General features: G+C 59.6%; 17 protein-coding genes. 10 read left to right on the top strand and 7 right to left on the bottom strand.

The window, feature by feature from the left end; translation table 11 throughout:
- Positions 1-70: 70 nt before the first annotated feature.
- The 3 genes from xdhB to AMM41_RS03205 all read right to left on the bottom strand — a co-directional run bounded on the left by xdhB (position 71) and on the right by AMM41_RS03205 (position 4,671).
- Complete coding sequence (gene xdhB, locus AMM41_RS03195) at positions 71-2,431, bottom strand: xanthine dehydrogenase molybdopterin binding subunit (RefSeq protein ID WP_089952960.1); 2,361 nt, start codon at positions 2,429-2,431, stop codon at positions 71-73.
- Positions 2,432-3,904: a xanthine dehydrogenase small subunit gene (gene xdhA / locus AMM41_RS03200; RefSeq protein WP_089952962.1), complete on the bottom strand. Its 1,473-nt coding sequence runs from the start codon at positions 3,902-3,904 to the stop codon at positions 2,432-2,434.
- A 191-nt stretch (positions 3,905-4,095) separates the two neighbouring features.
- On the bottom strand, positions 4,096-4,671 hold the full coding sequence (locus AMM41_RS03205) for a thermonuclease family protein (RefSeq protein ID WP_089952964.1): 576 nt from the start codon (positions 4,669-4,671) through the stop codon (positions 4,096-4,098).
- Between the two features lie 144 nt (positions 4,672-4,815).
- Between AMM41_RS03205 and AMM41_RS03210 the strand changes: the two genes are divergently transcribed.
- Positions 4,816-5,634, top strand: coding sequence for a PPK2 family polyphosphate kinase (locus AMM41_RS03210; RefSeq protein ID WP_089952967.1), 819 nt, complete (start codon positions 4,816-4,818; stop codon positions 5,632-5,634).
- Between the two features lie 267 nt (positions 5,635-5,901).
- Here AMM41_RS03210 and AMM41_RS03215 read toward each other — a convergent pair whose 3' ends face one another.
- The 3 genes from AMM41_RS03215 to uraH all read right to left on the bottom strand — a co-directional run bounded on the left by AMM41_RS03215 (position 5,902) and on the right by uraH (position 6,849).
- Positions 5,902-6,153, bottom strand: a complete 252-nt coding sequence (locus tag AMM41_RS03215; protein WP_089952969.1) for a DUF2442 domain-containing protein — start codon at positions 6,151-6,153, stop codon at positions 5,902-5,904.
- Positions 6,125-6,364, bottom strand: coding sequence for a DUF4160 domain-containing protein (locus AMM41_RS03220; protein WP_089952971.1), 240 nt, complete (start codon positions 6,362-6,364; stop codon positions 6,125-6,127). The genes AMM41_RS03215 and AMM41_RS03220 overlap by 29 nt, the downstream gene beginning before the upstream one ends.
- A 131-nt stretch (positions 6,365-6,495) precedes the next feature.
- Positions 6,496-6,849: a hydroxyisourate hydrolase gene (uraH, locus tag AMM41_RS03225; RefSeq protein ID WP_089952974.1), complete on the bottom strand. Its 354-nt coding sequence runs from the start codon at positions 6,847-6,849 to the stop codon at positions 6,496-6,498.
- Positions 6,850-7,019: 170 nt separating this feature from the next.
- On the opposite strand from uraH, the gene AMM41_RS03230 reads away from it, so the two are divergent.
- From AMM41_RS03230 to AMM41_RS03265, 8 genes are all read left to right on the top strand, one after another.
- Positions 7,020-7,685 carry a GntR family transcriptional regulator gene (locus AMM41_RS03230; RefSeq protein ID WP_089953615.1) on the top strand — a complete coding sequence of 222 codons (666 nt, stop codon included), beginning with the start codon at positions 7,020-7,022 and terminating at the stop codon, positions 7,683-7,685.
- A 16-nt stretch (positions 7,686-7,701) separates the two neighbouring features.
- A complete protein-coding gene (puuE, locus tag AMM41_RS03235) occupies positions 7,702-8,652 on the top strand; it encodes an allantoinase PuuE (protein ID WP_089952976.1) in 951 nt (316 codons plus the stop codon).
- A 111-nt stretch (positions 8,653-8,763) separates the two neighbouring features.
- Complete coding sequence (gene uraD, locus AMM41_RS03240) at positions 8,764-10,539, top strand: 2-oxo-4-hydroxy-4-carboxy-5-ureidoimidazoline decarboxylase (protein WP_089952978.1); 1,776 nt, start codon at positions 8,764-8,766, stop codon at positions 10,537-10,539.
- Positions 10,536-11,789: a M20 family metallopeptidase gene (locus AMM41_RS03245; protein WP_089952980.1), complete on the top strand. Its 1,254-nt coding sequence runs from the start codon at positions 10,536-10,538 to the stop codon at positions 11,787-11,789. Before uraD ends, AMM41_RS03245 begins: the two co-directional genes overlap by 4 nt.
- Before the next feature lie 222 nt (positions 11,790-12,011).
- Positions 12,012-12,986: a M78 family metallopeptidase domain-containing protein gene (locus AMM41_RS03250; RefSeq protein ID WP_108376936.1), complete on the top strand. Its 975-nt coding sequence runs from the start codon at positions 12,012-12,014 to the stop codon at positions 12,984-12,986.
- A gap of 26 nt (positions 12,987-13,012) precedes the next feature.
- Positions 13,013-13,606 carry a hypothetical protein gene (locus AMM41_RS03255; RefSeq protein WP_089952984.1) on the top strand — a complete coding sequence of 198 codons (594 nt, stop codon included), beginning with the start codon at positions 13,013-13,015 and terminating at the stop codon, positions 13,604-13,606.
- Complete coding sequence (locus tag AMM41_RS03260; RefSeq protein WP_228769074.1) at positions 13,566-13,886, top strand: TA system antitoxin ParD family protein; 321 nt, start codon at positions 13,566-13,568, stop codon at positions 13,884-13,886. The genes AMM41_RS03255 and AMM41_RS03260 overlap by 41 nt, the downstream gene beginning before the upstream one ends.
- Before the next feature lie 5 nt (positions 13,887-13,891).
- Positions 13,892-14,734, top strand: coding sequence for a phytanoyl-CoA dioxygenase family protein (locus tag AMM41_RS03265; protein WP_089952988.1), 843 nt, complete (start codon positions 13,892-13,894; stop codon positions 14,732-14,734).
- A gap of 79 nt (positions 14,735-14,813) precedes the next feature.
- Here AMM41_RS03265 and AMM41_RS03270 read toward each other — a convergent pair whose 3' ends face one another.
- Positions 14,814-16,148: an NAD(P)/FAD-dependent oxidoreductase gene (locus AMM41_RS03270; RefSeq protein WP_089952990.1), complete on the bottom strand. Its 1,335-nt coding sequence runs from the start codon at positions 16,146-16,148 to the stop codon at positions 14,814-14,816.
- Positions 16,149-16,499: 351 nt separating this feature from the next.
- Between AMM41_RS03270 and AMM41_RS03275 the strand changes: the two genes are divergently transcribed.
- Positions 16,500-17,981 carry a nucleobase:cation symporter-2 family protein gene (locus tag AMM41_RS03275; protein WP_089952992.1) on the top strand — a complete coding sequence of 494 codons (1,482 nt, stop codon included), beginning with the start codon at positions 16,500-16,502 and terminating at the stop codon, positions 17,979-17,981.
- The last annotated feature ends 135 nt before the right edge of the window (positions 17,982-18,116 follow it).

The following is an 18,116-nucleotide window of genomic DNA, read 5'->3' on the forward strand; positions in this document are numbered from 1 at the left end:
TGCTCCTGTGGGCTGTAGGGATCAAAGTGACAGGATGCCTGAAACTGCTTCAGGCATCCGGCTCAACCCATCACAACCCTGCAGTGGCCTTGGCTTTTTCGCAAGCCATCAAGATGCGCTCGGGCGTGGCCGGGGCGTCCATGTAGACCACGGCTTTGTGGTCGGCACTGGCCGCCACGGCATCGCGTAAAGCGAAGAAAGCCGACAGACCCAACATCAAAGGCGGCTCGCCGGTAGCCTTGCTGTTGAAAGGCGTGGGCTTCAAGTTGGCGTTGTCAAACAACGACACGTTGAAGTGCTCAGGAATGTCGCCCGCCACCGGAATCTTGTAGGTGCTGGGGCCGTGTGTGAGCAACTTGCCCTTTTTGTCCCAAATGCACTCTTCCATGGTGAGCCAGCCCATGCCTTGCACGTAGGCGCCTTCGATCTGACCCTTGTCCAATGCGGGGTTGATGCTGCGGCCCACGTCGTGCACGATGTCCACGGCTTTGAGCCACCACTCGCCCGTGCGGGTGTCGATTTCCACTTCGCTCACGGCCGCGCCGTAGCAGTAGTAATAGAACGCGCGGCCATTCAGGGTCGCGAAGTCGTATTTGATTTCAGGCGTCATGTAGAAACCAGTCACCGACAAGCCCACACGTTCCATGTACGCTTGCTTGGTCACATCGGCCCATTTGACGGACTTGCCGCCACCATGCAGCTCGTTGTTCGAGAAGCTCACCTCTTCGGCGGCGCAGCCCAACATGCGGGCCGCCACAGGCTTCAAGCGCTCACGCATTTGCGCGGTGGCGTTCATGATGGCCGCGCCGTTGATGTCAGCACCGCTCGAAGCCGAGGTGGCTGAAGCGTTGGGCACTTTTTGTGAATCGGTCGCGGTGATGCGCACATGGTCCACGCTGATGCCCAAACCATCGGCACAGACCTGCGCCATCTTGGTGTTGAGGCCCTGGCCCATTTCGGTGCCGCCATGGTTGCAGCTGACCGAGCCGTCCATGTAGACCACCAGCAATGCACCGCCCTGGTTCAGGTGCGTGGCAGTGAAGCTGATGCCGAACTTGAGCGGCACCAAGGCTAAACCGCGCTTGCGGGTTTTGCTCTTGGCGTTGAAGGCATGCACAGCGGCACGGCGCTCGGCGTAGTTGGATTCCTGCTCCACCTGGTCGATCACCTTGTCCCCCACCCAGTCTTCAATCAACTGGTTGTACTGGGTGGTCATGGTGTCGGGCGTGCCGCTGATGGCCGGGTCTTTGTAGAGGTTGAGCTTGCGCACTTGCAGTGGGTCTTTGCCCAAAGTCATGGCGATCTCGTCCATCACCGTCTCGATACCGAACATGCCTTGTGGGCCGCCGAAGCCGCGGAAAGCGGTGGCGCTTTGGGTGTTGGTTTTGCAGCGGTGGCTGACCAGCTTGAGCGCGGGCAGGTGGTAGGTGTTGTCGATGTGCAAGCAAGCACGGTCGTTGACCGGGCCCGAATAGTCGGTGCTGTAGCCGCAGCGCGACATGAGCGTGATGTTGGCGCCCAAAACGCGGCCGTTGTCGTCAAAACCCACTTCGTAGTCGATGCGGAAATCGTGGCGCTTGCCGGTGATGGTCATGTCGTCGTCGCGGTTCACGCGCAGCTTGACCGGCTTTTGCAGCTTGTGCGCAGCCAGTGCGGCGCTTTGGCTGAAGATGCTGGCGTTGCCCTCTTTGCCACCAAAGCCACCACCCATGCGGCGGCAGATCACCTCCACATCGTTGGTGTGCAGGTTCAGGGCATGCGCGGCTTCGCGCTGGTTGCCATCGGGGTGCTGGGTCGATACATACAGCGTCAGCTGCCCGTCTTCCTTGGGCACGGCGTAGGTGATCTGGCCTTCCAGATAGAACTGTTCTTGCTGGCCGGTGTTGGTGCTGCCTTTGATCTTGTGGGGTGCGTTGGCAATGGCGGCAGCGGCGTCACCACGCGTGATGCCCTTGGGCGGCATGATGAAGCTGCTGGCGGCCATGGCCTCTTCGATGGTCAAGATGGGCGTGAGTTCTTTCACCAGCACCTTGGCTTTTTTGGCGGCTTCGCGGGCGTAGAGCATTTCACGCGCCACGACCACGGCCACGGCTTGGCCGACAAACTCGACCTTGCCAGCGGCGAGGAAGGGATCGTCGTGGATGATGGGGCCGCAGTTGTTTTCGCCGGGAATGTCTTTGGCGGTGTAGACCGCCACGACGCCGTGCTCCTTGAGGATGGCTGCACGGTCAATGCCGTCGCCGATCAACTCGCCATGCGCCACGGGCGACAAGATGAGCGCGGCATACAAAGTGCCCGCGTGCTCAGGGATGTCGTCGATGTAAGTGGCAGATCCGGTCACATGCAGGTGTGCGGACTCGTGCACCAGTTCTTTGCCTTGCTGAACGTCAGAAGCAGGCAACAGGTTTTTGATGGGGGTAGGAGCGTTCATTCAAGCCACCTCTTTCTGTTCTTCAATGAATTCGAGCACCAAGTTGCGGGCGACCAAGGCGCGGTAGGCCCAAGTGGCACGCAGACCGTCGCGGGCGGTGAAGCTGGCGGTAATCGCGGCGTCCAGGTCGGCCGATTTCACGTCGACAGGCGCACGGCCTTCCAACACGGCTTCGAGCTTGGGCGCACGGCATGGCGATGGGGCCAGGCCGTTGTAAGCCAGTTTCACGCCAGAGAGCTTGCCGCCTTGCAGCGTGTAGCTGATGGCCGCGCAAGTGGCCGAGATGTCTTGCTCAAAACGCTTGCTCACCTTGTGGGCGCGGAACACTTGGCCTGCCACGGGCTTGGGCAGTTCGATGGCTTCGATGAACTCACCGGGCTCCATCACGTTTTTCTTCATGCCCGTGTAGAAGTTGTCCAGCAGCACCTTGCGGGTCTTGTCGCCACGGCGCAGCACCAAGCTGGCAACCAAGGCCATCAGGCAAGGCATGGTGTCGCCAATCGGCGAGCCGTTGGCGATGTTGCCCGCCAGCGTGGCCGTCGAGCGGATGGGGGGTGAGCCAAAGCGGCGCAACACTTCGGTGAAGTCGGGGTAAGCCTGGGCCACCAGCGCTTCGACTTGCGTGAGTGACACGGCCGCGCCAATGCGCCAGGCGCTGGCGGTCTCGGTCACTTGGCGCAGTTCTTTGACGTTGCCCAAATACATGATGTGATCTGGGCGTGAGAACTGCTTGTTCACCTGCAGACCGATTTCGGTGCTGCCTGCCAAGAGCGTGGTGGTGGGATTCTTGACCAGGTAGTCGGCCACCTCGGCGAGGGTGGCGGGCGACACAAACTCGTTGCCTTTGCGGGTACGCACCACCGGCTGCACGATGATGTCACCGTCCAGGCTCAGGGTGGGCACGCTGGCACGTTTGATTTCTTTGAGCAGCGGCACATCGGCGCTGTCGTCCAGCTTCAAGGCCTCGGGCTTGGCGCAAGCCTTGGTGGCCGAATCGATGATCGGCTTATATCCAGTGCAGCGGCACAGGTTGCCACTCAGCGAATCGGTGATCTGCTGGCGGTTGGGCATGGGCAAGACCTGCACCAGATTCACCAAGCTCATCACGATGCCGGGCGTGCAAAAGCCGCACTGCGAACCGTGGCACTTGATCATTTCTTCCTGCACCGGGTGCAGCGTGCCATCGGCTTTTTTCAGGCTCTCAACGGTTTTGACCGATTTGCCGTCCAACGAAGGCAGCAACTGGATGCAGGCGTTGGTGGCCACATAGTCCACGCCCGTGCCAGCGGCGTTGAGTTCACCCACCATCACCACACAAGCGCCGCAATCGCCTTCGGCGCAGCCCTCTTTGGTGCCGGTGCGGTGCAATTGCTCACGCAAATAGTCCAGAACGGTGGTGGTGCGGCGCTCGCCTTGGGCTTCGACGATGCGGCCGTCGAGCACAAAGCGCACGGTGTTGGTGACTTGGGTCATGGTGCGGGGGGTGGGGTAAATAAACGGTAAGACCCCCGATTCTAAGGAAGCGCGGGCTGGGATGGCGGGTTTTTAGGGGATTTGTGGGGGTCGCAGGGCGAATCTCTCGTCCTCCATCTCCTCAAACGGGGGGGCTTTGCAACACCCTGGGTCTTGCCCAAACATCCTGGGTCAAGACAAAGCGCCCGCATTCAATCCGAAGCCGCCTCCCCATTGGGGCAAGAAGAGGGCACTTTGGCCTCCACCCCATTGCGGTGCACCCAAGGGGCCACGGCGGCGTTGGCCCACAAACCTTTTTTGGCGGTGCGGGCCGATGCATGCGCTGCTGCATAGGCTTGGCGTTGCCGGATGTCAATTTCGCATTGGTAGGCTTCGTAATACCAAGCCGCTCCCGCCGCGACTTGGCTCAGGTTGACCTGGCTGCAATCGGACTTGAAAACGGTGCCCACCACCCGGTCGTACCGGTCTGTTTGCGCGTAGGTGACGGTGACGCTCTGGCCCAAGACCATGGCAGCCAAGTTGGCCCTTGACGATGGGCCATAGGCCTGATCCAACTCGGGGGCGTCGATGCTGGCCAGTCGAATCGACTCGCCACCCACGGTGATCGTGTCGCCGTCGTGCACCGATGTGACCGTGCCAGTGATGCGCTGCTTGCCCACGCTGACGCCGCAATGGGTGTTGCCCGATGCAGGCGCAAAACTGGCGCCGTCTCCGCCACCGCATGCCGACAGAGCCACTGCAATCATGAACAACAAAGACCTCATCATGGCTGCAGCTTAGCCGAGCGTGGCTCGTACGCAAAGGCAAAAAGGGAGTCTTAGCCCCCAAAAGGGTGGCCCAGACCAGTGCTCAAAAATAGTCCAACGCGCCAACAGATGGGCTGACGCTGACTGAGCGCCTAAACTGTCCCCATGCCCAACACTGACTACACCCCTTGGTATGTCTCACCCAAGCGCAAATGCAAACTCTCAGACTTTGACACCGAGCCCCCCGCCAAAGGGCAAGCCTCTGGCAAAGAATTGGAAGAGCACTTGGCAGACATGGGCCAAAAGCTCGACAAACTGCAGAGCACCCTGCACGCAGCGAAAACCCGGGGCTTGTTGGTGGTGTTTCAGGGCATGGACACCGCGGGCAAGGATGGCGTGATCCGCAGCGTTTTCACCCACGTCAGCCCCTTGGGCGTGCGGGCCGAAGCCTTTGGCGTGCCCACTGAGCTGGAGAGCCGCCATGACTTTTTGTGGCGCATCCACGCCAAAGCGCCTGCGCGGGGCGAAATGGTGATTTTTAACCGCAGCCACTACGAAGATGTGCTGGTCACCCGAGTGCGGGGCTTGATTGACGAGGAAACCTGCCAAAAACGGTACAACCACATCTTGCACTTCGAGTCTTTGCTGCAAGACGCAGGCATCACGGTGTTGAAGTGCTATTTGCACATTTCCAAATCCGAGCAAAAGAAACGCCTGCAAGCCCGGCTGGACGACCCGCGCAAACACTGGAAGTTGCAGCCGTCTGACTTTGACGACCGCGAGCTGTGGCCCCAATTCACCCAAGCCTACGAAGAAGCCCTGAGCGCCACCAGCACGCCTGAATCCCCTTGGTACGTGGTGCCCGCCGACAGCAAGCCCTACCGCGACAGCTTCGTGGCCGGGCTGATCGTGCAAACCCTGGAAAACATGAAACTGAAGACACCGAAACCCAGTTTTGACCTGTCTAAAGTCGAACTGAAATAAGCCCGCCTCAAGTTAAACGGTCTTTAGGTTGCATTTATCGGGGTTGGACCGATCGAACCCCAATTTTGCTGCTGGCCCACGTTCACGCTGCAATGCATGTTGCCCGATGCAGGCGCAAAACTCGCGCCGTCCCCGCCGCCGCATGCCGACAAAGCCACCGCAAGAACGAACAACAAAGACCTCAACATGGCAGCAGCTAAGCCGAGTCAGGCGGTTGAACGAAGCCTCAAAATTCGGTTCGTCCAAACTTCAATGGCATTGCGCAGGCTAGTGCTGCGAAACCAAGGGAAAATCTTGCGGCCTGCGAATAGAGCTCACAGACAAGTCCACATCCAGCTGCGGCCAATACAAGTGGTCCGGCGTTGGCCACTCCACGGTTGTCAACTGCTCAACGGTGGCCTGCTTGAACCATGGGAATTGATCAAAAGGCAAAAGCAGTTCCTCATCGCCCAACAGCAGCCAAAAGCCGTGTTTGGACACATTGGTGACTTCAGCCGCCGAAGTGGTGATTCCATGCATCTTGAATTTCCTTCAGGTGTAACTCAACGACTGATTGGGCTTCCTTGAGCTGTTTTGTTGACAACCCGGTGGACGTTGAAAGGGCAACCACCGGGGTAAGCCAAAATTTTGCCTCTCCGTCTGGGTGTGCAACATGCACATGAATACGAGGCTCTTCTCTCGAAAAGAAGAACAAACGAAATGCGCCATCGCGAACAACAGTCGGTGCCATCAAAGGACTCTAACGGAACTTACCGAATAAAAGTTGAATTCCAGTCAAACATGACCACAGATCAAACATGTCGTAACTGGTGAAGAAGCAGGCGGAGGGCTAATTGGGGTCTGACCTGCCTCTCGCGAACCTCAAGACCCCCGATAAGTCGAATAACTCCACGGGCTGGCCAGCAGTGGCACATGGTAATGCTGGTCTTCGTGGGCCACGCCAAAGTCGAGGCTGACTTTGTTCAGAAAGTTGGGCTCGGGCAGTTCCACGCCCTTGGCTTTAAAGTAGTCACTCACATTAAAGACCAAGCGGTAAGTGCCTTTGCGCAGGCTGGCGTGGTCGTAGAGCATGCCGTCGGGGTTGCGGCCGTCGTGGTTGAGGGTGAAGCTTTTGACCAAAGTGGCCTGATCGCCTTGTGTGGTGTACAGGGCCACCTGCATGCCCGCGGCGGGGCAGCCGTGCATGGTGTCCAGAACGTGTGTGCTCAATCCCATGGTGTGCTCGCTTGTCTTGAATGGGGGTCAAAAAAGGGTGGTTTCGGCAAGGCTTTCAAAAGCCCTTCAAACCGGTCGACCGAAGTGTATACAATTTTGCTTTCGGCGGCTATGATTTGCGCCACCGACACAAAAACACCTGGGTTCACACCCCCAAGGGACCGCGAGACATGGAAACCTCCACCACGCACCACATCGTCGAATCGCTGACCCGCGCCATCGTGGAGCATCGGCTTTTGCCCGGCTCCAAACTGGCCGAGCAAAAGCTGGCCGACCACTTTGGCGTGTCACGCACGCTGGTGCGCCAGGCGCTGTTTCAGTTGTCGCAAAACCGCTTGATCCGTCTGGAGCCGGCACGCGGCGCATTTGTAGCCGCCCCCTCGGTTGAGGAAGCGCAACAGGTCTTTGCCGTGCGCCGCATGCTCGAAGCCGAGATGACCCGCGCCTTTGTGCAGCAGGTCACGCCCGAACAAATCGTGACCCTCAAAGAGCACATCAAACAAGAGCGCGAAGCCGTCACGCAGGGCGACATCACGGGGCGCACCGAATTGCTGGGCGACTTTCATGTGCGCATGGCCGAACTCATGAACAACGACGTGCTGGCCCAAGTGCTGGGCGAGTTGATCTCGCGCTGCGCCCTGATCACACTGATGTACCAATCGCGCAACGAGGCCGAACACTCCACCGACGAGCATGTGGCCTTGGTCGCCGCTCTGGAGGCGAAGGACTCTGATTTGGCCGTTCGCCTGATGCACGAGCACCTGTTGCACGTCGAAGCAAGCCTGACCTTTGACCGCAAAGTGCCCACCCACGACATTTCCCTGGCCTTGGCCTGACCCCCGGAGTACACGCATGAGCACCTACGACAGCACCCTCCCCTACCCCCGCGACTTGAAGGGCTACGGCCGCCATGTGCCGCACGCGCAGTGGCCCGGCGGCGCCCGCGTAGCGGTGCAATTTGTGTTGAATTACGAAGAAGGCGGCGAAAACTCGGTGCTGCACGGCGATGCGGGTTCCGAGCAGTTCTTGTCTGAAATGTTCAACCCCGCGTCTTTCCCCGAGCGGCACATCAGCATGGAAGGCATTTACGAATACGGCTCGCGGGCTGGCGTGTGGCGCATCCTGCGGGAGTTTGAAAAACGCGGCTTGCCACTCACGGTGTTTGGCGTGGCCACCGCGCTGCAAAAGCACGACGATGTGACCGCCGCCTTCAAAGAGCTGGGCTACGACATCGCCTGCCACGGCCTCAAGTGGATCCATTACCAAAATGTCGACGAAGCCACCGAGCGCGCCCACATGGCCGAGGCGATGGACATTTTGCAAAAGCTCACGGGCGAGCGGCCCCTGGGCTGGTACACCGGGCGCGACAGCCCCAACACGCGCCGATTGGTGGCCGACTTTGGTGGTTTTGAGTACGACAGCGACTACTACGGCGACGACCTGCCGTTCTGGATGAAGGTGCGCAAGTCAGACGGCACCGATGCACCGCAGCTGATCGTGCCCTACACGCTGGACTGCAACGACATGCGCTTTGCGCTGCCCCAAGGCTATTCGCACGCTGACCCGTTCTTTCAATACATGAAGGACACCTTTGACGCGCTCTACGCCGAAGGTGACCCGAGTGGCGACAACGCGCCCAAGATGATGAGCATCGGCATGCACTGCCGCTTGCTGGGCCGCCCGGGGCGCATCACCGCGCTGCAACGCTTTTTGGACCACATCCAGTCCCACGACAAGGTCTGGGTGGCGCGGCGCATCGACATTGCGCGGCACTGGAAGGCCACACACCCTTATGTTGGATAAGCCCATTCCCTGTAGGAGCGGCGCCCCCGCCGCGAAGAATCCTCGCAGGCCACGAGCCATCGCCCCGAGGGCGGGGCTCCTACAAAAGTCAAAAACAGCACCAGGACACACATGCCTTTGACCCTTGAACAACTCAACAGCGCATCGCACGCTGAAGCCGCGCAGATGCTCGACGGCCTGTATGAGCATTCGCCGTGGATCGCCGAGCAGGCGCTCAATGAACGCCCATTCACCTCGCTGGCGCACCTCAAACACGCCATGTGCGAAGTGCTGGCACACGCTGGGCGCGACGCGCAGCTGGGCCTGATACGCGCCCACCCCGAATTGGCAGGCAAGGCCATGGTGAGCAAGTCGCTCACGGCCGAGTCCACCAACGAGCAAACCAAAGCGGGCCTGACCGACTGCACGCCCGAGGAGTTTGCCAAAATCCAGAAGCTCAACGCCGACTACAACGCCAAGTTCGGCTGGCCCTTCATCCTGGCGGTGCGTGGTCCGCGTGGCGTGGGCTACAACAAACAGCAGATCATCGAGGCGTTTGAGCGCCGCCTGTTCGGTCACCCCGACTTTGAGTTGGCCGAGTGTCTGCGCAACATCCACCGCATCGTCGAGATCCGGCTGAACGACAAGTTCGGTGCGGAACCCACGCTGGGCCACCAGGTCTGGGACTGGCAAGAACAACTCGCGCAACATTCCGACCCCGGCTTTGCCGAACTGGGTCAACTCACCGTCACGTACCTCACCGACGCGCACCGCGCTTGCGCCCAACGCATCACCCAAAACATGCGCGACTGCGGTTTTGACGAGGTTTATACCGATGCCGTGGGCAACGTGGTGGGCCGCTACCACCCGGCCACCACAGGCGGCAAATACCTGATGACCGGCAGCCACTACGACACTGTGCGCAATGGCGGTAAGTACGACGGGCGCTTGGGCATTTTTGTGCCCATGGCCTGCGTGCAGCAGCTGCACCAACAAGGCCAGCGCCTTCCCTTTGGCATCGAGGTCGTGGCCTTTGCCGAAGAAGAAGGCCAGCGCTACAAAGCCACCTTCTTGGGGTCTGGCGCCTTGATCGGAGACTTCAAGCCAGAATGGCTGGACCAGCAAGACGCCGATGGCATCACCATGCGCGCCGCCATGCAGCACGCGGGCTTGAACATTGAAGACATCCCCAACATCCAGCGCGACCCGGCCCAATACCTGGGCTTTATCGAAGTCCACATCGAACAAGGCCCGGTGCTCAACGAAGTGAACATCCCGCTGGGCGTGGTCACGTCCATCAACGGCAGCGTGCGCTACCTGTGCGAAGTCATGGGCACGGCCAGCCACGCGGGCACCACCCCCATGGACCGCCGACGCGACGCCGCCTGCGCCGTGGCCGAATTGGCTCTTTACATGGAACAACGCGCCGCGAAAGACGGCGACAGTGTGGCCACCATTGGCCAGCTGCAAGTGCCCAACGGCTCGATCAACGTCGTGCCAGGCCGCTGCCTGTTCAGCCTGGACATGCGCGCCCCCACCGATGCACAGCGCGACGCGCTGGTGGCCGACGTGATGGCGCAACTCGACCAAATTGCCGAGCGCCGTGGCGTGCGCGTCAAAGCCGAGCTCACCATGAGCGCCGCCGCCGCGCCCAGCGCTCCCGAGTGGCAAGCCCGCTGGGAACGCGCCGTGAGCGCCTTGGGTGTGCCGCTCTTCAAACTGCCCAGCGGCGCAGGCCACGACGCGATGAAGCTGCACGAAGTCATGCCACAAGCCATGCTGTTTGTGCGCGGCGAAAACGGCGGCATCAGCCACAACCCACGCGAATCCACCACCAGCGACGACATGCAACTGTGTGTCGACGCTTTCACCCATGTTTTGAACCAACTCTCTCAGGAACTGTCATGAGCGCTACCGCCCAACAATACGCACAACTCGACACTTGGATCGACGCGCACTTTGACGAACAGGTCAAGTTTTTGCAGGCTCTGGTGCAGGTGCCCACCGACACCCCACCCGGCAACAACGCACCACACGCCGAGCGCACCGCCGAGCTGCTCGCGCCCATGGGCTTTGACGCAGAAAAGCACCCTGTGCCTGCCTCCGAAGTCAACGCCTATGGTCTGGAGTCGATCACCAACCTGATCGTGCGCCGCAAATATGGCGAAGGCAAAACCATTGCCCTGAACGCCCACGGCGACGTGGTGCCCCCCGGCGAAGGCTGGACACACCCACCCTACGGCGGCGAGATCCATGGGGGTGCCATGTACGGCCGCGCCACCGCCGTGAGTAAGTGCGACTTTTCCACCTTCACATTTGCCACACGCGCACTCGAATCACTCAAGACCCCGCTCAAAGGCGGCGTGGAACTGCACTTCACCTATGACGAAGAGTTTGGCGGCGAAATGGGCCCCGGCTGGTTGCTGGCCAAGGGCCTGACCAAGCCTGATTTGATGATCGCGGCAGGCTTCAGCTACCAGGTCGTCACCGCACACAACGGCTGCCTGCAAATGGAAGTCACCGTGCAAGGCGAGATGTCGCACGCGGCCATCCCCGACAGCGGCACCGACGCGCTGCAAGGCGCGGTGCACATCCTGAGCGCCCTGCTCGCGCTCAACACGCAATACCTGAAGGTCACGTCCAAGGTCGAGGGCATCACCCACCCCTATCTGAACGTGGGCCTGATCGAAGGCGGCACCAACACCAACGTGGTGCCCGGCAAAGTCAGCTTCAAGCTCGACCGCCGCATGATCCCCGAAGAGAACCCGGCCGAAGTGGAGGCGTCCATCCGTCAAACCATTGCCGACGCTGCGGCCAGCTTCAAGCCCCCACGCGGTGGCCATGCGCTGAAAGTGGATGTGCGCCGCATGCTGCTGGCCAACGCCATGAAACCGCTGGCGGGCAACCAACCGCTGGTCAGCGCCATCCAGAAACACGGTGAGCAAGTCTTCGGTGAAGCCATCCCGGCCTTGGGCACGCCGCTCTATACCGACGTGCGCCTGTACGTGGAGCGCGGCATCCCCGGCGTGATCTACGGCGCAGGGCCGCGCACCGTGCTCGAATCCAACGCCAAACGTGCCGATGAGCATGTGGAGCTGGAAGACCTGCGCCGCGCGACCAAGGTGGTGGCTCGGACGTTACTGGATTTGCTGGCTTGAAACTGAAGGTGCTTAGGCACCTTCAGAAAGGCAAACCTGCTTTTTCAAGCTTTGGGGCAATGAACTGGCGCGCCTTGGTTTCTGGCGTCATGTGTATTGCTCTCAGTGTGCGACGGTCTGAATGACGGCGAATTCGACTCTGAGTGTCATGAGTAATCCTTTAGAATCAGTCCTCTTGATTTCAAAATACAAGAAGTCATTTTCGAGCGCAAGGAGCACATCGTGGCTACCGTCAATCCCATCCAAAACTTGTTTGCTCGCCTGAGCCAAGTGGGTATTGCCGCGTCTTTCGCTCGCAAAACTTTGCCCAGCTGGTGGAGCGACGACATCGCCACCATCCCGTCTGGCTTGCAGCAAGCCCAGATGTATCTGTCGCGAGCCTTCAACATCAGCTTGGCCAGTCTGGCTGACCCCAAAGCGCCCGTGACTTTCTTGGAGACGGAGCGCAAATTCAAGCTCAACGAGCGTGTGGACCCTGCTGACGTTTTCGTCAGTGCGCACTACGCCACGGCTGTGGCCAAGATGGCGCTCAAAGGTTTCAAGCCCACTCAAGATCCTATCCCCAAAGATGCGGCTGCACTGCGCGACCACATCCTTCAATCGGCTGATTGCGTGAGCCTGCCCTCTTTGCTGGCTTGGTGCGCTCAAGCGGGCATCCCTGTTTTGTATGTGCACAAACTGCCCGCCAAAAAGATGACGGGCATGGTGGTGCGCGACGCTGATCGTTTTGCGGTCGTGCTATCACGCAAAGGCTCGCCCTCGCATTTGCTGTTCCACTTGGCGCATGAGCTGGGCCACATTGGCCACGGTCACCTGACGGGCAACGGCTTTGTGGTGGATGAAAAAATTGGCGATGCAGACCGAGGCGACGCCGACGAAAAAGAGGCAGATGCTTATGCCATCCGTCTAATCAATGGCAAATCGGTGTCGTATTCAGCCGCTGGTGCCCTTCGCAGCGGTGCTGCGCTTTACCGCGCTGCCTTCGCGCTAAGCCAAAAAGAGCGCATCGATGTGGGGCACATCATCCTGAATTACGGCAACACGCAAAAGGCCCATGCCTTGGCCACCCAAGCCCTCAAGCACATTGCCGGCGAGCCTGACGGTGGCGCACTGGTCAACACCTATTTCTGGCAGTCCTTCGACACCGAAGCTGTGTCGGAAGATCAATTGGAATTCCTTCAGACCGCTCTGGCCTGATCGTCTTTACTTGAGCCTTGTCAGCGATGATCATCCTGGCCGACAACGACATCGTCCACAAATTGGCATGTTGTGATCTTTTGAATTCTTTTTTGGAGTGGATCGGGTCACCGCCAGCCGAAGTTTGGGTCATCCCGAGCATTCCTTTTGTCCTCCGCAAGAAGCTCAAAAACAACCCCGCAGCTCTGGATTGCCTTGAAGCATTCTTGCTCAAGACTCAGCCCATTCCTAAAGCCTCGATTGAGCTATTGGAGCGCTACGAACAGCTGGATGAGGGTGAACGGCAGATGTTGGCTGTCTTGGTCGAAGACCATCGCATCACGCGGCTGGTGACAGGCGATAAACGCGCTTTGCGGCAGATTGCAAGGATGGTTTCAGGTGATTTGAACCTTTCCTTGCGCCTCAACCAGACGCGTACGGATTGCTTAGAGTCCGTCATGCTGGGCTTGATGGATCATTTTGGTTACCTGGTGATCAATGACAAGGCGAGTCTGGGTGTGGATTCAGATAAGGTGTTGAAAATGACTTTTGGGCCAGCGCGAAGTGAGGCTCACGCCCGTGAGGTGTTGAGTGTCTACCTTGAAGAACTCAAAAATCAAGCGAGTTTCATTCACGCTTAACTTTCCAAGTTCAGCGCCACGCCATTTTTTTCCTTCAAAGGTGATCGCCATGGGCAAACCAGTGGACATCCACGATGGGCTTTACAGCCAAGCCAAGGCCTATGCCGTGGCTGAGCGTCAAACCATCGCTGAACAGATCAATCTCTGGGCCATGGTAGGTAAAGCTGGGCTCGACAACCCAGATTTACCAACCGCTTTTGTTCGCGATCTCATCGTTGCACGCAGGCAAAATCCCGAGTTGGCTAAGCCGTTTGTGCCCGCCTCCACTGACCAACCTTGAACGATATGACCTCACCTGACCTCAACACCCTGCGCCAGCGTGTGCAGGCCTGCACCACCGACCAGGACGTGGCCGACTACCAGCGCGATGGCGCGGTGTGCATCCGCAACTTGTTCACGCCCGAAGAAGTGGCCCTGCTGCGTGACGGCATCGAGGCCAACTTGGCCCACCCCAGCCCGCGCGGCATGGTGGCCAGTCGGCCCGACGACCCGGGGCGCTTTTTTGAGGACTTTTGCAACTGGCAGGACATCCCGCAGTTCAAGCGCTTCATCTTCGACACGCCCCTGGCCGCACTGGCCCAGCGGTTGATGCAAAGCCAGACGGTGCGGCTGTACCACGACCACCTGCTGGTCAAGGAACCCGGCACGCGCCAGCGCACGCCCTGGCACCAGGACCAGCCTTATTACAACGTGGACGGTCTGCAAAACATCAGTTTCTGGATTCCGGTGGACCCGGTGTCACGCCCCTCCACGCTGGAGTTTGTCGCGGGCTCACACCGTGGCCCATGGCTCATGCCGCGCACCTTCATGACGAACCAGGCCAAATGGTTCCCCGAAGGCTCACTGACCGAGCTGCCCGACATCGACAAGCACCGAGAAGACTTCCCCATCCTCGGCTGGGACTTGCAACCAGGCGATCTGGTGTGTTTTCACATGCTCAGCCTGCACGCCTCAGCAGGCGTGGACGGCACGCAGCGCAGGCGCGTGTACTCGGTGCGCTTTTTGGGTGATGACATGACCCACGCGCCGCGCCCTTGGGTGACTTCACCGCCCTTCCCCGGGCTGGACCAAGAGCTGGCCGCAGGCGTGCCGATGGACCATGCGCTGTTTCCCTTGATTCAAACTTGACCCAAGGTCGGGCTGCCGATCGATCAATGGGGGTCATGGCTCCATGTTTCGCACCTCAGCGTCACGGAGCCACCAACAATCACCCTCCGGTGAAGTCCTTCACCATGCTGCCATACCACTGTAAATCTTCTTGCCACAGGCCAGGGCGGCGGAAGTTGTCGTCGGTCACGGTTTGCAGGATGTGGCCCTCTGGCCCCATCTTGTAATCAAACTTCACGCTGATGGCTTCGAGCGGTTCGGTGTTCACCAGCATGAAGCACAGGTTGTCGATGATGAGCGGCTTCATGGCCTGGTTTTTGGATTGCTGCGCGATGTAGGTGGACACGCTGCGGCCCATGCGGTTGGCCACATGGCCGCTCTTGGGGTAGTGGCCAAACTGGGGTGATACAGCGCCCACGCTGTCGCCAATCACAAACACGCTCGGGTCGTCCTTCAGGTTGTAGAACTCAGGGTGCACTGCCGCCCAGGTGCTGGACTTGCCCTCTGGCGTTTTGCCAATGGCACCCATTTTCCAGACCAGATCGGCCGCTTGGTGGTGGCCCATGAAGATGGCGTCGTCAAACTTGAAATCGCCCGCCATCGTCTTGACGACTTTGTTGTACGGGTCCAGTTCTTTCACGCCGGCGTTGGGGACGTAGGTGATGGTGTCGTGGTACAGCTCGTCAAAAGCCATGCGGTAGCCGCCGCCAATGGGCATGATGCGGGGCTTGGGGTCAAGGATCAAAATCTTGGCGGGGATCTTGTTGCGCTTGAAATGGTCGGCCATCAGGCAGGCCCGCTCATAGGGCGAGGGTGGGCAGCGGTGCGGTGGCGGGGGCAGCGTCATCACAAACGTGCCACCCTTGAAGCCTTTGATTTTTTGCTTGAGCGCCAGGTGCTCCGAGCTGGGCACATAGGCGCTGGAAAAATGCTTTTGGGTGTAGGCCGCCGCTGCACGGTCGTTGCCAAACCAGGGCTCATAGGTCACGCGGATACCGGCGGACACCACCAACCAGTCGTAGTCCACAAAGCCCTGCGCCGTGTGCACGCGCTTTTTGTTGCGGTCGATGTCGGTGATTTCGGTCTGCACAAAGGTGTAGCCCATGCGTTCGGCCGCGGCCGTGTACGAGTGCACAAGGAAAGACGTGACCACCACGTCCACCAGCCATTTGTTGCTCAGCGGGCAGGACCAGAAGATGGGGTTCTTTTCGAGCAGCACGACTTCGAGGTCGGGGGCGTCTTCGCGCAAATGGCGTGCAGTGGCCAGGCCACCCCAGCCGCCGCCCAAAATGAGCACGCGGCGTTTTTTGCCCTTGGGCATCAGCTCGGTGGTGGGTGAAAACAAAAATGGCTGAGCGATGACAGCAGGGGACGCCGCAGACAGCGCGCCCAGTGCTGCCGCGCCCTTGAGGAGGGTGCGACGTGCGGGGGTCATAAAGGACTTCCGTGAATGAAGGGAGAAACCTGTCGGCGCATACGAGGAGCGGGGCTCCAATGCCTCGAAGGCAGGTGGTGTCACGCCCATGGCGTGAACGCTCATGTTACGCGATCGATTCACCCTCTGGCGCTGAGTTGGCCCAGCGCACGCCAAGGCGCACCGGTTGGCATGCCCCCTCATGCACCAGCGACGGTCTGCCGCCCGATCCAAATCGTCTGACCTGGGTCTTTACAGGGTTTTCACGCATCCACATCGCATTCTATTTTGTATACAGTTTGGAACACAAAGAGGCACACATCTAGTTTCTTTGCAGTTTCCCCCTCTGTTTACTTTTCAGGAGACCCCTCCATGAGTTCAACCATCCACCCCGTGGACGAGCATTTGCCCAATGGCAAGCTCGCCGCTTTGGGCCTGCAACATGTGCTGGTGATGTACGCCGGCGCGGTGGCCGTGCCCCTGATCGTGGGCCGCGCCCTCAAGCTCAGCCCTGAACAAGTGGCGATGCTGATCTCGGCCGACCTGTTTTGCTGCGGTTTGGTCACGCTGATCCAATCGCTCGGTGCCACACAGTGGTTTGGCATCAAACTGCCCGTGATGATGGGCGTGACGTTTGCGTCTGTGGCCCCGATGGTGGCCATGGCCAACAACAACCCGGGCGTGCAAGGCGCGGGGCTGATCTTTGGTGCAATCATTGGCGCGGGGGTGATCTCGATCTTGATTGCGCCGATAGTCAGTCGAATGTTGCGGTTTTTCCCGCCTGTCGTCACCGGCACCATCATTGCCGTCATCGGCATCAGCCTGATGCGTGTGGGCATCAACTGGATTTTTGGCAACCCCTTCGGCCCCACAGCGCCCAGCATCCCTAACCCGGAACACCTGGCTTGGCTCGATGCTGCCAAACAAGCGGCCAGCACAGGCGCAGTGCCTCCAGTCCCAGCGGGCATGAACATCGTGGGCTCGGTGCCCAACCCCAAGTACGCACAGCTCTCGCACATCGGCATTGCTGCCATTGTGTTGGTGTCCATCTTGTTGATTGCCAAGTACGCCCGTGGCTTTGTGGCCAACATTTCGGTCCTGCTGGGCATCGTGATCGGTGGCATCGTGGCCACGGCCGCAGGCCTCATGAATTTCGACAAAGTCGGCAAAGCCGGCTGGTTTGACCTGGTGCTGCCTTTTGAAATTGCCGCCCCTGTTTTTGACCCGATCCTGATCCTGACCATGACCTTGGTGATGATCGTGGTGATGATCGAGTCGACCGGCATGTTCCTCGCCTTGGGCGATCTGACGGGCAAAAAAGTCGATCAAAAAATGCTCACAGCCGGTCTGCGCACCGACGGCTTGGGCACGCTGATTGGCGGTATTTTCAACACCTTCCCCTACACCAGCTTCTCGCAAAACGTGGGCTTGGTGGGCGTGACCGGCGTAAAAAGCCGTTTCGTCTGCGTGGCAGGCGGCGTGATCCTGATCGTGCTGGGTCTGCTGCCCAAAATGGCGGCCCTGGTCGAGTCGCTGCCTACCTTTGTGTTGGGCGGTGCGGGCTTGGTGATGTTCGGCATGGTGGCCGCTACCGGCATCCGCATCTTGTCCAACGTGGATTACAAGGGCAACCGCAACAACCTGTTCATCGTGGCGATTTCGATCGGCTTTGGCATGATCCCGCTGATCGCGCCGCGCTATTTGCAGTGGATGCCCCACAGCATCCACCCCTTGATTGAGTCGGGCATCTTGCTGGCCTCCATCAGCGCTGTGTTGTTGAACCTGTACTTCAACGGCTCCAAGGGCGACAGCAGCGACGCCATTGAAGCGGCCAAACAAGCCGACTCGCATTGAGATGGTGCGGCAGAAGTCATGGCCACCCGGTCACGCCGGGTGCGGTATGATTTCTCCCAACAAGCCCTCCAAAAGCCAAGCCCAGCGCTTGGCTTTTTTGCTTTTTATGCAGGTAATCCGCAGGGTATTCGGTCC

The sequence above is a fragment of the Limnohabitans sp. 2KL-3 genome (assembly GCF_001269405.1).
Classification (GTDB): domain Bacteria; phylum Pseudomonadota; class Gammaproteobacteria; order Burkholderiales; family Burkholderiaceae_C; genus Limnohabitans_A.

Bases quoted from the DNA above. Each gene is read 5' to 3' on its own strand.
- xdhB (WP_089952960.1), bottom strand. From the start codon at position 2,431: ATGAACGCTCCTACCCCCATCAAAAACCTGTTGCCTGCTTCTGACGTT.
- AMM41_RS03255 (WP_089952984.1), top strand. From the start codon at position 13,013: ATGATCATCCTGGCCGACAACGACATCGTCCACAAATTGGCATGTTGT.
- AMM41_RS03210 (WP_089952967.1), top strand. From the start codon at position 4,816: ATGCCCAACACTGACTACACCCCTTGGTATGTCTCACCCAAGCGCAAA.
- xdhA (WP_089952962.1), bottom strand. From the start codon at position 3,904: ATGACCCAAGTCACCAACACCGTGCGCTTTGTGCTCGACGGCCGCATC.
- AMM41_RS03220 (WP_089952971.1), bottom strand. From the start codon at position 6,364: ATGGCACCGACTGTTGTTCGCGATGGCGCATTTCGTTTGTTCTTCTTT.
- AMM41_RS03270 (WP_089952990.1), bottom strand. From the start codon at position 16,148: ATGACCCCCGCACGTCGCACCCTCCTCAAGGGCGCGGCAGCACTGGGC.
- AMM41_RS03215 (WP_089952969.1), bottom strand. From the start codon at position 6,153: ATGCATGGAATCACCACTTCGGCGGCTGAAGTCACCAATGTGTCCAAA.
- AMM41_RS03205 (WP_089952964.1), bottom strand. From the start codon at position 4,671: ATGATGAGGTCTTTGTTGTTCATGATTGCAGTGGCTCTGTCGGCATGC.
- AMM41_RS03230 (WP_089953615.1), top strand. From the start codon at position 7,020: ATGGAAACCTCCACCACGCACCACATCGTCGAATCGCTGACCCGCGCC.
- uraH (WP_089952974.1), bottom strand. From the start codon at position 6,849: ATGGGATTGAGCACACACGTTCTGGACACCATGCACGGCTGCCCCGCC.
- AMM41_RS03265 (WP_089952988.1), top strand. From the start codon at position 13,892: ATGACCTCACCTGACCTCAACACCCTGCGCCAGCGTGTGCAGGCCTGC.
- uraD (WP_089952978.1), top strand. From the start codon at position 8,764: ATGCCTTTGACCCTTGAACAACTCAACAGCGCATCGCACGCTGAAGCC.
- puuE (WP_089952976.1), top strand. From the start codon at position 7,702: ATGAGCACCTACGACAGCACCCTCCCCTACCCCCGCGACTTGAAGGGC.
- AMM41_RS03275 (WP_089952992.1), top strand. From the start codon at position 16,500: ATGAGTTCAACCATCCACCCCGTGGACGAGCATTTGCCCAATGGCAAG.
- AMM41_RS03245 (WP_089952980.1), top strand. From the start codon at position 10,536: ATGAGCGCTACCGCCCAACAATACGCACAACTCGACACTTGGATCGAC.